9 protein-coding genes are annotated in these 13,515 nt (G+C 69.7%); 5 read left to right on the top strand and 4 right to left on the bottom strand.

Translation table 11 applies throughout. From position 1 onward, the window contains the following. Positions 1–1,475: 1,475 nt before the first annotated feature. The 3 genes from chvE to mmsB all read left to right on the top strand — a co-directional run bounded on the left by chvE (position 1,476) and on the right by mmsB (position 5,478). Positions 1,476–2,585, top strand: coding sequence for a multiple monosaccharide ABC transporter substrate-binding protein (chvE, locus tag ACIQMU_RS27940; RefSeq protein WP_352243313.1), 1,110 nt, complete (start codon positions 1,476–1,478; stop codon positions 2,583–2,585). 74 nt (positions 2,586–2,659) lie between these two features. Continuing rightward, the gene (mmsA, locus tag ACIQMU_RS27945) at positions 2,660–4,234 is read left to right on the top strand and encodes a multiple monosaccharide ABC transporter ATP-binding protein (protein WP_402689992.1); all 1,575 of its coding nucleotides are present in this window, start codon (positions 2,660–2,662) and stop codon (positions 4,232–4,234) included. After that, positions 4,231–5,478 carry a multiple monosaccharide ABC transporter permease gene (mmsB, locus tag ACIQMU_RS27950; RefSeq protein ID WP_352243314.1) on the top strand — a complete coding sequence of 416 codons (1,248 nt, stop codon included), beginning with the start codon at positions 4,231–4,233 and terminating at the stop codon, positions 5,476–5,478. The genes mmsA and mmsB overlap by 4 nt, the downstream gene beginning before the upstream one ends. 74 nt (positions 5,479–5,552) lie before the next feature. On the opposite strand, the gene ACIQMU_RS27955 is transcribed toward mmsB, so the two are convergent. Next, entirely contained in the window at positions 5,553–6,635 is a 1,083-nt protein-coding gene (locus ACIQMU_RS27955; RefSeq protein ID WP_352243315.1) for an aldose epimerase family protein, read from the bottom strand. A gap of 1,049 nt (positions 6,636–7,684) precedes the next feature. Here ACIQMU_RS27955 and ACIQMU_RS27960 point away from each other — a divergent pair. Continuing rightward, complete coding sequence (locus ACIQMU_RS27960; protein WP_402689956.1) at positions 7,685–10,174, top strand: alpha-L-arabinofuranosidase C-terminal domain-containing protein; 2,490 nt, start codon at positions 7,685–7,687, stop codon at positions 10,172–10,174. 282 nt (positions 10,175–10,456) lie between these two features. On the opposite strand, the gene ACIQMU_RS27965 is transcribed toward ACIQMU_RS27960, so the two are convergent. Next, entirely contained in the window at positions 10,457–10,846 is a 390-nt protein-coding gene (locus tag ACIQMU_RS27965; protein WP_352243319.1) for a signal peptidase I, read from the bottom strand. A gap of 94 nt (positions 10,847–10,940) precedes the next feature. After that, on the bottom strand, positions 10,941–11,300 hold the full coding sequence (locus tag ACIQMU_RS27970) for a hypothetical protein (RefSeq protein WP_352243320.1): 360 nt from the start codon (positions 11,298–11,300) through the stop codon (positions 10,941–10,943). A gap of 738 nt (positions 11,301–12,038) precedes the next feature. Here ACIQMU_RS27970 and ACIQMU_RS27975 point away from each other — a divergent pair. Next, a complete protein-coding gene (locus ACIQMU_RS27975; RefSeq protein ID WP_352243321.1) occupies positions 12,039–12,377 on the top strand; it encodes a MerR family transcriptional regulator in 339 nt (112 codons plus the stop codon). 78 nt (positions 12,378–12,455) lie between these two features. Here ACIQMU_RS27975 and ACIQMU_RS27980 read toward each other — a convergent pair whose 3' ends face one another. Then, positions 12,456–13,202: an SDR family oxidoreductase gene (locus ACIQMU_RS27980; protein ID WP_402689957.1), complete on the bottom strand. Its 747-nt coding sequence runs from the start codon at positions 13,200–13,202 to the stop codon at positions 12,456–12,458. Between the last annotated feature and the right edge of the window lie 313 nt (positions 13,203–13,515).

Genomic DNA, 13,515 nt, shown 5'->3' on the forward strand with positions numbered 1-13,515 from the left:
AACACGAGCGGTGTCCACGGCCCGCTGATCCACATCGGTCCACTGGAAGTCTGCGGTGGTCGGCTTGATGCTCACCCTGAGTCAGGGCTCCTCTCGACAAGTCAGATGACGGGGTGTCAGGTGCGGTGCTGTCGATGCGTGAGGCTTTCTCGGAGCCCGAGAGCCCGAGAGCCCGAGAGCCCGAGAGTCCGATGGGGCGTTCGGTGTGTGGTCGGCGGTGACGTCGCAGCACCACCGTCGCGGCTCTCCACGGCGACGGGCACCCGTAACCCTCTGATTGTTAACGCTCACAACCGTTTGGGCAAGAGTACTCCACACTTTGGTCGGTCTTTGGGCCATGCCGTTCTCGCACGATGCGACACCGTACGTTGCTCGGGGCCGACCGGTCGACGGGCGTTCAGCGCGCCTCCTGTGCCTGTCGGCGGCTTGGCGAACGGCTTCGCCGGGTCTCGGCCCCGACCCGCCCCGGGGTGGCGCGTGCCGAAGCCCGCCCTCCCGGCTTGACGCATCGCGGTCGCGACGTCGCCAGGTCGCGACGGCAGCCGTGTGGCGTTCGCCCTCGCCGCCGTGGAAGCGAGTCTCCCGGCCGACGGGCAGGCAGGTGTCCCGCGCCGTCGAAGCCGCGGCCGGCCGGCGCCTCCAGGGCCCCGGGGGCCGGCCCTCTTCCCTCTCGCTTACCGGAGCGAGGGGGCGGCGAGTCCGGCGTCCCCGGCGCTCGCCCGGAGTCGCGAGGGCGGCCGGGCGGGGAGGGGGCGTCCGACTTTTCGGGAGTAGCCGCAGGCAGCCGGAAGTATTCTCCCCGTTCGTGCCGGCGGAAGTCGCTCGTCGCTGGAGGGGTCACTCGTGGAATAAGGCTCCCGGCGCGGATCGGTTGCGGCGGCCTCCGCTGCCTCTGCGGCGACTGAGGCGAGAGCTGCTGCGGAACCGTCGAGCGCCTGTGTGTGCGAGGGCTGTGAAGGCAACCCGTTCGGAGGGTCTGCGGGTGCGCACCCCGGTGCGGGTCGACGCCCGGCATCGCGGTCCGCTCCAGGGGGCCCATCGGTCGACCGGCCGTCACGCTGCGGTCACGCCGGGGCGGCCCGTCGATGCCCCCGGTGCCCCCGGCGACGCCCGGTGCCCCCGGCGACGCCCGGTGCCCGCGCACGACGCGTCACCGGCGTGCGTACGGTACAGGCGCGTCGGCTGACCGTGGTCGGGCCGGCGGCGCGGTCCGGTGGCGGGCGGCCGCGGCGTGGGCGGGCTTGCGGGATGCCCCACTTTTGCCCCGTTCTCCGTGCCGGTGGCCGTGCATCGCTGCGAGAAAATGCCTGGTCCCTCTTGTACTGCGGTCATGCGAACGCTAACAATCAAGCTCGACCGAGCTGTCGAACCCGACCGCCCCCGCGACGACGCCCCGGTGGTGCGAGGACACGTGCTGCCGCCGATGCCCTTCGGGACAGAAGCACCCTCAACGACGAGATTGCCAGGTAATGCCCATGACGAACTTCCGAGCCGCATCCATCCTCCTCGCCGCGACCACCAGTTGCGCCCTGCTCCTCACGGCCTGCGGACAGAACAGCGAGGGAGGAAGTCAGGAGTCGAAGGACAAGAAGGACCTCACCATCGGGATCTCCATGCCCACCAAGTCCTCCGAAAGGTGGATCGCCGACGGTGGCAACATGACCGAGACCCTGAAGAAGAGCGGCTTCCACACCAACCTGCAGTACGGGGAGGACGACCCCGACCAGCAGGTGGCCCAGATCGAGAACATGATCACTCAAGGTGTCGACGCCCTGGTCGTGGCGGCCATCAACGGTGAGGCGCTGTCCAACGTCCTGCAGCAGGCGTCGGACGCCGATATCCCGGTGATCTCCTACGACCGGCTCATCCTGGGATCCCCGCACGTCGCCTACTACGCCTCATTCGACAACAAGAAGGTCGGCAAGCTCCAAGCCACCTACATCGTCGAGAAGCTGGGCCTGAAGGACGGCACGAAGAAGGGCCCCTTCAACATCGAGCTGTTCGCCGGCTCGAACGACGACAACAACACCAAGTACTTCTTCAACGGCGCCATGGAGGTGCTGAAGCCCTACCTCGACAAGAAGCAGCTGGTCGTCCGCTCCAAGCAAACCCGGCTCGCCCAGGTCACCACACTGCGCTGGGACGGAGGCACGGCGCAGAAGCGCATGGACGACCTGCTGACCTCCTCCTATTCCACGGCCCGGATCGACGCCGTGCTGTCCCCCTATGACGGCATCTCGATCGGCATCCTGTCCGCGCTGAAATCCGACGACTACGGAAGCCCGGCCAAGCCGCTGCCGATCGTCACCGGCCAGGACGCCGAGGTCGCCTCCGTGAAGTCGATCATCGCCAACCAGCAGACCCAGACGGTCTACAAGGACACCCGTGCACTGGCGCAGGTCGCGGCGAACATGGTGACCGCCGTCCTCGACGGCAAGAAGCCCGAGATCAACGACGACAGCACCTACGACAACGGCAAGAAGGTCATTCCGGCCTACCTGCTCGACCCGATCAGCGTCGACAAGGCGAACTACCGCAAGGTTCTGGTCGACTCCGGCTACATCAAGGCCGAGGAGCTCCGTTGAGCTCCGCCGCCCCCTCCTCGCCCACCCCCGCGGCTTCGTCCCCGCCCCGGCATCCGGCGGGCCCCGTGCTGGAGATGCGGGCCATCGTCAAGACGTTCCCGGGGGTCAGGGCGCTGTCGGAGGTGACCCTGTCCGTGAAGCGCGGCGAGGTCCATGCCCTGTGCGGAGAGAACGGCGCCGGCAAGTCGACGCTGATGAAGGTCCTGTCCGGTGTGCATCCGCACGGGACCTACGAGGGCGAGATCCTCTTCGAGGGCGAACCGTGCCGTTTCAAGGACATCAGGGCCAGCGAGCGGCACGGCATCGTCATCATCCATCAGGAACTCGCCCTCGTCCCCCACCTGTCCATCGCCGAGAACATCTTCCTCGGCAACGAGCCGTCGCGACGAGGAATCATCGACTGGCACACGGCACTGCGGCGTGCCGCCGAACTGCTGCGGCGCGTCGGTCTCGACGAGCACCCCGAGACCCGGGTGGCCGACATCGGGGTCGGCAAGCAGCAGCTCGTGGAGATCGCCAAGGCGCTGGCGAAGAACGTACGGCTGCTGATCCTCGACGAACCCACCGCCGCCCTCAACGACGAGGACAGCGCGAAACTGCTGCGGCTGATGCGGGAGTTGAAGGATCAGGGCATCACGTCCATCATCATCTCGCACAAGCTCAACGAGATCGCGCAGATCGCCGATTCGGTCACCATCCTGCGCGACGGCCACTCCATCGAGACGCTGGACGTCAGGGACCCGGCCACCACCGAGGACCGCATCATCCGAGGCATGGTGGGGCGGAACCTCGACAGCCGTTTCCCCGACCGCACCCCGTACGAAGGCCCTGCCGACGCCGACCCGGTCCTGGAGATCCGGGACTGGACCGTACGCCACCCCCTGGACCACAGCCGCAAGGTCGTCGACCGGGTCTCCCTCCAGGTCCGGCGCGGCGAGATCGTCGGCGTCGCCGGCCTCATGGGCGCCGGCCGGACGGAACTCGCGATGAGCGTCTTCGGCCGCTCCTACGGCCGGTACGAGCAGGGGACCGTCCTGAAGGACGGCAGAGCGGTGCGCACGCGGACGGTCCCCGAGGCGGTCGCCCACGGCATCGCCTACGTCACCGAGGACCGCAAGCGCTACGGCCTCAATCTGGAGGACTCCGTGAGCCGGAACATCTCGCTCGCGTCCCTCCGTACGCTCGCCCGACGGGGCATCGTCGACGCCCACGAGGAGCGCGGGGTCGCCGAACGGTACCGGCGGACCATGGGCATCAAGGCTCCGAACGTCCTCGAACCGGTCGGCCGTCTTTCCGGCGGCAACCAGCAGAAGGTCGTTCTCAGCAAGTGGATCCTGGCCGGACCGGACGTTCTCATCCTCGACGAGCCCACCCGCGGCGTCGACGTGGGGGCGAAGTTCGAGATCTACACCGTCATCGACCGGCTCGCCGCCGAGGGCAAGGGCATCCTCCTGATCTCCTCCGAGCTGCCCGAACTGCTCGGCATGTGCGACCGGGTCTACACCATGGCCGCCGGCCGGCTGACCGGTGAGGTCGCCCGCGAGGACGCCACCCAGGAAGTGCTGATGCGGCACATGACGCAGGACACCTCCGCACCGCCGGCAGTCGGCGCGGGAACCGCCACCCCCAACGAAGGACATCAGGAATGAGCACCCCCGCCACCACGAAAACGACCGCTCCGGCGCCCCCGGGGGACGGCGCCGCCCCGCCCGCCGGGGCACAGGTGGCGCGTGCGCTTCTGGACGGCGTCCGGCGGAACATGCGCCAGTACGGGATGCTCCTCGCGCTCGGGCTGATCGTCCTCCTGTTCCAGATCTGGACGGGAGGAGACCTGCTGCTGCCGCGCAACGTGTCCAACCTGGTGCTGCAGAACAGCTACATCCTCATCCTGGCCATCGGCATGATGATGGTCATCATCTCCGGGCACATCGACCTGTCGGTCGGCTCGCTGATGGCCCTGGTCGGTGGCGTCGGTGCGGTGCTCATGGTCGAGCACCACGTCTCCTGGCCCGTCGCGGTGGTCCTCGCCCTCCTGCTGGGCGCCGTTGCCGGCGCGCTCCAGGGGTTCTTCATCGCATACGTGGGCATACCGTCGTTCATCGTGACCCTCGCCGGAATGCTGCTGTTCCGGGGGCTCACGGAGATCTTCCTCCAGGGGCAGACGCTCGGCCCGTTCCCGGAGGGTCTGCAGAAGATCGCCAACGGTTTCCTGCCGGAGGCGGGGCCGCAGACCAACTACCACAATCTCACCCTCCTCCTCGGCCTGGGGCTGATCGTCTACATCGTGTTCCAGGAGGTGCGGGACCGCCGGCGCCGGCGTGAGTTCACCCTGGAGTCGCTGCCCACGGGCCTCTTCGCGCTCAAGGTGACGGCGTTGGTCGCCGCCGTGCTGGTCACGACCCTGCTGCTCGCCAGCTACAAGGGCGCTCCCGTCGTCCTCCTGATCCTGGCCGTGCTGCTGGTCGGCTTCGGCTACGTGATGCGCAACGCGGTGATCGGCCGCCACGTGTACGCGGTGGGTGGCAACCTGCCCGCCGCGAAGCTGTCCGGGGTCAAGGACAAGAAGGTCACCTTCGCGGTGTTCCTCAACATGGGCATGCTCGCGGCGCTCGCCGGCCTCGTGTTCGCGGCGCGCTTCAACGCCGCTTCGCCGAAGGCCGGGGTGAACTTCGAACTGGAGGCCATCGCCGCCGCGTTCATCGGCGGGGCGTCGATGAGCGGCGGCGTGGGAACCGTGGCCGGCGCGATCATCGGGGGTCTGGTCCTCGGCGTACTCAACAACGGCATGAACCTGGTCGGGGTGGGCACCGACTGGCAGCAGGTCATCAAGGGCCTCGTGCTGCTCGCGGCGGTCGGATTCGACGTGTGGAACAGGCGCCGAGCAGGCGTCTGAAACCACCCCGAGGCGGCTGCGCCCCGCCGGTCCCGTCACCGGCGGGCACAGCCGCCTCGGCATGTTCCGCGCGGTCAGCCGCGGACGCCGAAACGCAGGACCGTCATCGACCGGTACTCATCGCCGGGCCGGAGCACCGTGGACGGATCGCCGGGGCGGTTCGGGGAGTCCGGGAAGTGCTGCGTCTCCAGAGCGATGCCGGCGCCCCTCCGGTAGGGCGTACCGCTCTTGCCGACCACGGTTCCGTCGAACTGTCCGGCCGTGTAGACCTGCAGGCCGGGCTCGGTGGTGAACACCTCCATGCACCGGCCCGTGGCCGGCGCGTGGAGGAAGGCCGCCCTGCGCAGCGTGCCGTCGCCGTACGGGGCCAGGACGAAGTTGTGGTCGTACCCCCCGCCCGCCGCCACGGGCCGCCGCTCGGCGCGGGCCAGTGCCTCGGAGAGCTTGAGCGGCCGGCGAAGGTCGAACGCGGTGCCGGAGACGGGACGGTGCTCCCCGTGCGGCAGGAGGTCTCCGTCGACCGGGGTGTAGTGGGAGGCGTCGACGGCCAGCTCGTGATCGAGGATGTCACCGGCGCCCTCGCCCTCCAGGTTGAAGTAGGCGTGATTGGTCAGGTTGACCGGTGTGGCCGCATCGGTGACCGCCGCGTAGGACAGGGTGAGCTCGTTGTTCCGGCCGATGAGGCAGCTGACGGTGACGTCCAGGTTTCCCGGGAACCCCTGGTCGCCGTCAGGGCTGCGGAGGTGCAGGAGCACACCGGTCCGCTCCGGAGTGTGCACGCTTTCGGCTTCCCAGACCCGGGTGTCGAACCCGTCCCTCCCGCCGTGCAGGCAGTGGCCGTTCTCCTGCGTGGTCAGCTGGTACGGCGTGCCGTTCAGGGTGAACCGGCCGTGGGCGATGCGGTTGGCGTAGCGGCCCACCGTGGCGCCGAAGTACCGGGCGGTGGTGGCCGTCTCGGCCGGATCGCGGGGCGCGAGGACGACATCGGCGGTGTGGCCGTGCCGGTCCGGCGCCCACAGTCCGTGGATGCGGGCGCCGAGGGTGTGCACCTCGGCCGTGAGCCCGTCGGCGAAGCCGAAGGTCCAGCGCTGCCCGGCCGCCGGGTCGGGGCGGCAGACGGGAGGACCTCCGGCGAAGGGGGGCGGGGACAGGTTCATGGGGCTCCTTAACCACAGCGGGACATAGCCGATGGAGGGCGCCGGGGTACCCGCGCCCGGTCCGACAGCGCTGGGGGCCAGGGGCCGCCGAGATCCTCGGCGCGCTGTGACCGGCGAGAAGGTTCGCCGGCCGAGCGGGACGTGCCGGAGAGGCGGTGGCGCGGTGTTGTCCCCCTGATACGTCCGGACCACGACACGTTCGGGGTGGGGCGGCGATGGTCGCGCCATCGGCGTCCACCGCTGCTCGCGGACGGGTTCGGGGGGACGGCGGAGCCTCCGGGTGGGCGCGAAGAGGGCGACGACGGACCGCGTCGGGCCCGCGATACCGGCTACAGGTGTGTTAACGATAACAAGGTGGTGGGGCGGCCCGCCAGTGCCCGTCCGGCCTGCGCCCCGGTGGCCGGAGGGCGGGGGTGGGCGGATCGCCGGCGGTCCAGAAGGCGGCCCTCTGGGGCCGGTGGAGGCGATTCGGCGGTTGGATCGCGCGGCGGTGCGCCCGGACGGGGGCGACGGGTGCCCGAGCGGGCGCTCGCGTGGGCCGGGGTGCGGGGCGCGCCTGGAAGAGGTTTGCGGTCACCTGGGAGCGTTTGCGCTAACACGTCTTCGATCAGATCTGCTCCTGCGCCCCGCGATGGGTGCACAAGTCTTGAGAAGAAGGTGAGTTAGCGCTCACAATTCCGGTGGTGGTAACCGCCTGACACCTGCGCCCGGCGGTGTGCCGGCCGACCGCTTGCCTCGGCCTTCTCCGGGCAGGACGCCTCATTCCGGAAGTGGTGACAGCCCAGTGCGCGACACGAGCCCGGAAAGGCGGAACGGTCCGGCATCCCATGCTTCCCCGTACTGAGGAAACGGTCCCGGGCGAAGCCCCGCCGGTGTGGCGGGCGGGCTCTTCGAGCCGTCCGCCGGCCGGAGGGTCTCCGGCCGCCACGGCTTCACGCGGCCTTCCGGGCCCTGTCACCCCCGGGTCGTCCCCGACGGCCCGGGCCCGCAGTACCAGTACGCCGTCCCCCTCAGACCGGCGCCCCCCGGCGCCACGACTCGGAGGTTCCATGTCCCGCAGAAGTACCCGCCCACGCCTCAGGCTCGGCCTGACGGCCGCCGCGGTGCTGGTCACGACAGCCGTCGTGCCGGCCTCCGCGCACGGCGAGGCGCCCGCCGCCGACTACGCCATCACGGTGGACCCGAGCAAGCGGGGCGCCGCGATCGACGACACCATGTACGGGCTGTTCCTGGAGGACATCAACCGGGCGGCCGACGGGGGCCTGTACGCCGAACTCGTACAGAACAGGTCCTTCGAGTACTCCACCGTCGACAACCGCGCCTACACCCCGTTGACCTCCTGGGACGTCGACGGATCCGCCACGGTCGTGAACGACGACGGCCGACTCCACGCGAACAACCGCAACTACGCCCGCGTGGCAGCCGGCACGACCCTGACCAACTCCAGCTACAACAGCGGGCTCTCGCTGAAGAGCGGAGCGAAGTACGACTTCTCGGTGTGGGCCCGCGCCGAGGCCGGAACCACCCTCACCCTCACGCTCAAGGACGCGGACGGCGCGCTGGCCGCGGTGCGGCAGAAGGCGGTGAAGGGCGGCTGGAAGCAGTACCGCGCCACGTTCACCGCGACACGCACCACCACCGCCGGCCGGCTCGCCGTCGCCTCCTCCGCCGCGGCAGCCCTGGACGAGGTGTCCCTCTTCCCCCGCGACACGTACAAGAAGCAGCCGGGGGGCCTGCGCAAGGACCTCGCCGAGAAGCTCGCCGCGCTGAAGCCCGGATTCCTCCGCTTCCCCGGCGGCTGCCTGGTCAACACCGGTTCCATGGAGGACTACAGCGAGGCGTCCGGCTGGCAGCGAGCCCGCTCCTACCAGTGGAAGGACACCATAGGGCCGGTCGAGCAGCGTGCCACCAACGCCAACTTCTGGGGCTACAACCAGAGTTACGGACTCGGCTACTACGAGTACTTCCGCTTCGCCGAGGACGTCGGAGCGATGCCGCTGCCGGTCGTGCCGGCCCTGGTCACCGGCTGCGGTCAGAACCGGGCCGTCGTCGATGACGCCCTGCTGAAGCGGCACATCCAGGACACCCTGGACCTCGTCGAGTTCGCCAATGGTCCGGTGACGTCCACCTGGGGGCGCAAGCGCGCCGAGATGGGGCACCCCAAGCCGTTCGGCCTCACACACGTCCAGGTCGGCAACGAGGAGAACCTGCCGCGGGAGTTCTTCGAGCGCTTCACGAAGTTCCGTACGGCCATCGAGGCGGAGTACCCCGGGATCACGGTCGTCTCCAACTCCGGACCGGCCGCGTCCGGCGCGACCTTCGACACCCTCTGGAAGCTCAACCGGGACGCCGGCGTCGCCATGGTCGACGAGCACTACTACAACAGCCCGCAGTGGTTCCTGGAGAACAACGAGCGCTACGACTCCTACGACCGCTCCGGCCCCGAGGTCTTCCTCGGTGAATACGCCTCCCGGGGCAACACCTTCGGCAACGGTCTCGCCGAGGCCGCGTTCATGACCGGTCTGGAGCGCAACGCGGACATCGTCAAACTCGCCTCCTACGCGCCCGTCCTCGCCAACGAGGACTACGTGCAATGGCGGCCCAACCTGCTCTGGTTCAACAACCGCGCATCCTGGGGCTCGGCCAACTACGAGGTCCAGAAGCTGTTCATGAACAACGCGGGTGACCGGGTCGTTCCCTCCGAGGCCACCTCCACCCCGTCCGTCAGCGGGCCGATCTCCGGGGCCGTGGGCCTGTCGACGTGGGCGACGGCCGCCTCGTACGACGACGTACGGGTGACGGCGGCGGACGGCGGCACCCTCCTGACCGACGACTTCTCGGGCCCGCCCTCGGCCTGGACCCACACCGGTGGCGGCAGCTGGACCGTCCGGGACGGCCAGTACGCCCAGACCGACGTCGCGGCCGAGAACACCACGGTCACCGCCGGCGACCGCGCCTGGCACGACTACGACCTGCACGTGAAGGCCACCAAGCAGGCGGGCAGTGAGGGCTTCCTGGTCGCCTTCGGCGTCAAGGACACCGGCAACTACTACTGGTGGAACCTCGGCGGCTGGGGCAACACCGCACACGGGGTCGAACGCTCCGACAACGGCGCCAAGACGACACTGCTGAGCAAGCCCGGCACCATCGAGTCCGGACGCGCCTACGACATCGACGTCAAGGTCCGGGGGCGCCAGGTGACCCTCTACCTGGACGGCGAGGAGTGGGGATCGTTCACCGACGACCAGGTGGCCGAGCCGTTCCGCCAGGTCGTCACCAGGGACCGGGCCACCGGTGACCTCATCGTCAAGGTCGTGAACGCCCAGCCGACCGAGGCACGCACCAGCATCGACCTCGGCGGAGCCCGAGTGGCCTCCCGGGCACGGGTGACGACCCTGGCGGCGGACCCGTCCGCCGTGAACAGTGAGACAGCCACTCCCGTCGCCCCCGTGAAGTCGACCCTGAACGGGATATCGGGCGACTTCACGTACACGTTCCCCGCCAACTCGATCACGTTCCTGAGGATCGGCGAACGGTAGCGAACGCCGTCCGTCGCCCGCGAGCAACCCGAGGCCGCGCCGCCCGCGGCCTCGGGGAGCGGCGACCGGGCTCCGTCCGGCCCCGGCATCGGGACCGGACGGAGCCCGGGACGGCTGCCGGAGAGGGTCGGCCAATCAGTACGGGGGCGGGCTCCGGCTCACGCTGAGTGAGGCGTGCCCGGTGAGGGGGAGGGGGGCGATCGCCGGTGCTCGGACGAGTCGGCGGCCCCTGCGCGGCGTGTTCCGTTCCGCGGGATGCGGCGCGAGCGGTACCGGGCCGCCTCAGCCCGGCGGCCGGCCCCGCTTCTCCTCCGGCACCGCGTATCCGGGCACGGACGGCCAGCGAACGGTCAGCAGCACCGACTCCTCCTCGGCGAACCACGAGTGGCCGACGTCCCGCCCCCACACCACGTAGTCGCCCTGTTCCTCCAGGAGGACGCTGTGGCCGGGGAAGTCGACCCGGAAGCGCCCGCTGATGAGGACGAGCAGGGCGGTCCGCCTCTCGCCCTCGACCCACTGGCCTCGCTCGTCGCCGCGGGGGTGGACGCCCCACTTGATCTCCACGGCCTCGCTGTGGCGCGGATCGGACGCGTCCTTGAAGTGCCCGAGAAGCCACCCCCGGTCCAGAGCGGCGTCCTTGCCCGCGTTGCCCACATACACGCCGTCATCCACGTTCGCCCACGCTAGCAGCGGCTTTCGCCCCCGCAGGCGCGGCCCGGCGCTCCCGGCGGGGCGAACGGGGAGTGCGGTCCCGGCGCCCCGAGGTTCAGTGGTCGGAGTAGCTGAAGTCGCCCATGGTCCAGGCGCTGACGTCCTCTATGGCCACGCGGTACATCCCGCCCGTCTCCGGGATTCCCACCGTGCCCTGCAGGATACGAGCCACATGGAAGTGCAGATGGGTGGGCGGTGCGTCCTCGCGCGCCGCGTGGGTGAACACGGCGGAGAAGTCGCTCAGGCGGGACGAGTCCGCCAGGACCTCCGACACCCGCTGCCTCCAGGCGGCCTCGGGGGCCAGTCGGCCGGTGATGACCGCGCCACCGGCGACCACGGTCAAAGACATCTGATTACTGTGCCCGGACTCAACCAGGGCCACAACGTCAACAAGCAGCGCGTCAGGCTTCGACATGGGGCCGATTATATTCGTCGATCACCGTGCTGCCTTCGCGGGTGCCGGTTCGTCCGTCCCGACTCCTGAACGCCGGACCGCCGGCGCCCGCTCCACCGGATGTGCCGCCCTCCGGCGGCCCGGGCGGCCGCGGACGCGCCCCCGCGTTGTCCAAGCCTGACTGTCGCACCGCGGCACACGCGAAAATCTATGGTGGCGGGAGTAGACATTGGCTGGTGGTGTGGCTATGGTTTCTCTTGTAGCCCAGAGGGACAGCAAGGCCCGGCAGGGACGAACTGCCGGGAAGCAGTACGCGGTATGAGCAGTCCCGCAAGACGGTCCGGTGGTGGAGTTCCGAAGCCATGGCTGGTGCATGACGGCGACGGAGCTGACCCCGGACCGGGTGGCCGCAGTGATGAGGGGCCGCCGAGCAGTTCGTATCACCAGCAGTACCCGCAAGTGATCCACGAGGGAAGGACGGAGGAGCAGACGCCATCAGGATCGCCCGGACGGAAGAACGCGAGTCCGGGTACCGCAGGACATCGATAGTGAGGTGGTCTCCGGTCAAGCAACCGCGATCCCCGCAGCCCCTGACCCCTCCGGGGCGGGTATGCGGAAACAGAGAGCCGGCACAGCCGATCAAAGCCGGCTGATGGTGTAGCAGTTCCTTCGGGGCCCTGGTGCCGTATGGCACCAGGGCCCCTCAAGCGCGTTCCACGGGAAGGTGCAGATGACAACGGAGAATTCTTCGAGGTGCCAGTGACAGCAAACGATTCGTTCGGCCGTCTCGACGACGACGACTACCCCGCCTACACCATGGGCCGGGCCGCCGAGATGCTCAACACCACGCAGGGCTTCCTTCGCGCCATCGGCGAAGCCCGCCTCATCACCCCTTTGCGCTCGGAGGGCGGCCACCGTCGCTACTCCCGCTACCAGCTCCGCATCGCCGCCCGCGCCCGCGAGCTGGTCGACCAGGGCACGCCCATCGAGGCCGCCTGCCGCATCGTCATCCTCGAGGACCAGCTCGAAGAGGCGCGGCGCATCAACGCCGAGCACCACCGCTCCGCCAAGCCGGCCGGCACACCGCCCCCGGCCTGAACCGTCGCGCGCCCGCCGGGACGCCGGCGGGCACCGGGCCCCGTTGTCCGGCCGTCGCCATCCCGGCGGGGGCACCCCTCAGGGCCAGGACGTCTCGCTGCGCGGTACGACGACGAGTTCGGGAACGACGCTTCCCACGGGTACGGACAGCGCGTAGAGCACCGTGTCCGCCACGACGTCCGGACTCTGGAGCTTCGAGGTGTCGGCGCCCGGGAACCGGTCGAGAACGAACGGGGTCTCCATGCCACCGGCGATGATTCCGGTGACCCCGATTCCGGGGCAGTCCCGCTGGGCCTCCTTGAACAACGTGTGGGTGAAGGCGCGCAGCCCCGACTTTCCGGCCGAGTAGGCCGCCGCCTCCGTCCAGGTGCGGTTCGACGCCGTGGAGAGAATGTTGACGATGTGCCCGCCACCACGGCGGATCATCCGCCGGTACGACTCCAGGCAGAGGTACATCGGTCCGAGGAGGTTCGTGGTGAGGACTCGCGTCACCTCCTCGGCGGACAGGTGCTCGATGGGCTTGGAGACGTCCACGGCCGCGTTGTTCACCAGGATGTCGACGCCCTGCTCCGTCTGGTCGAACTCCAGGTAGGCGGCGGCCACCGCAGCGGGGTCCCGCACGTCCAGCTCGATGGACTCCGCCTCGTAGCCCTTCTCCTTCAAGCTCCTGCAATGAGCTTGGGCCTGCTCCGATCGCACGTCCGCGACCACTACCGACGCTCCGGCTTGGGCCAGTCTCTCGCTGATCGACGCCCCCAGTCCCCGAGCCCCTCCGGTGACCAGGGCGCGTTTCCCCCGAAGATTCACCTGCGGTGATGCGGTCATTGCACTCCTCTTGCCGGGCCGGGCGGGCTCATGGACGGATCACGCGTGCGGCTGCCGGACGACAGCCTTCAGGGCTGCGGCGAGAAGTGCGGCTCGCCGGCTTCGGGAGTTCGGCTCCCCGAAGCGACGGAGGAGGGGCGCCTGCCCCGGCCGGTCGCCGCCCTGAGCCGTCGGCGTTTCTCGCCGACGGCCGTTCAGGCCGACCGGTGGGTCGCCGCGCGGCCCCGCGGCGGGACGCCGCGGCCGCTCCCTCGTCAGCCCGGTCGCCCTTCACGTTGGCCGCCCCCGTCGGCCCGCGCAAACGGAGTGGGGC

It is taken from the genome of Streptomyces sp. NPDC091649 (assembly GCF_044756785.1).
Taxonomy (GTDB): Bacteria; Actinomycetota; Actinomycetes; order Streptomycetales; family Streptomycetaceae; genus Streptomyces.

Bases quoted from the DNA above. Each gene is read 5' to 3' on its own strand.
- ACIQMU_RS27970 (WP_352243320.1), bottom strand. From the start codon at position 11,300: ATGTCGAAGCCTGACGCGCTGCTTGTTGACGTTGTGGCCCTGGTTGAG.
- mmsB (WP_352243314.1), top strand. From the start codon at position 4,231: ATGAGCACCCCCGCCACCACGAAAACGACCGCTCCGGCGCCCCCGGGG.
- ACIQMU_RS27980 (WP_402689957.1), bottom strand. From the start codon at position 13,202: ATGACCGCATCACCGCAGGTGAATCTTCGGGGGAAACGCGCCCTGGTC.
- ACIQMU_RS27955 (WP_352243315.1), bottom strand. From the start codon at position 6,635: ATGAACCTGTCCCCGCCCCCCTTCGCCGGAGGTCCTCCCGTCTGCCGC.
- chvE (WP_352243313.1), top strand. From the start codon at position 1,476: ATGACGAACTTCCGAGCCGCATCCATCCTCCTCGCCGCGACCACCAGT.
- ACIQMU_RS27960 (WP_402689956.1), top strand. From the start codon at position 7,685: ATGTCCCGCAGAAGTACCCGCCCACGCCTCAGGCTCGGCCTGACGGCC.
- mmsA (WP_402689992.1), top strand. From the start codon at position 2,660: ATGCGGGCCATCGTCAAGACGTTCCCGGGGGTCAGGGCGCTGTCGGAG.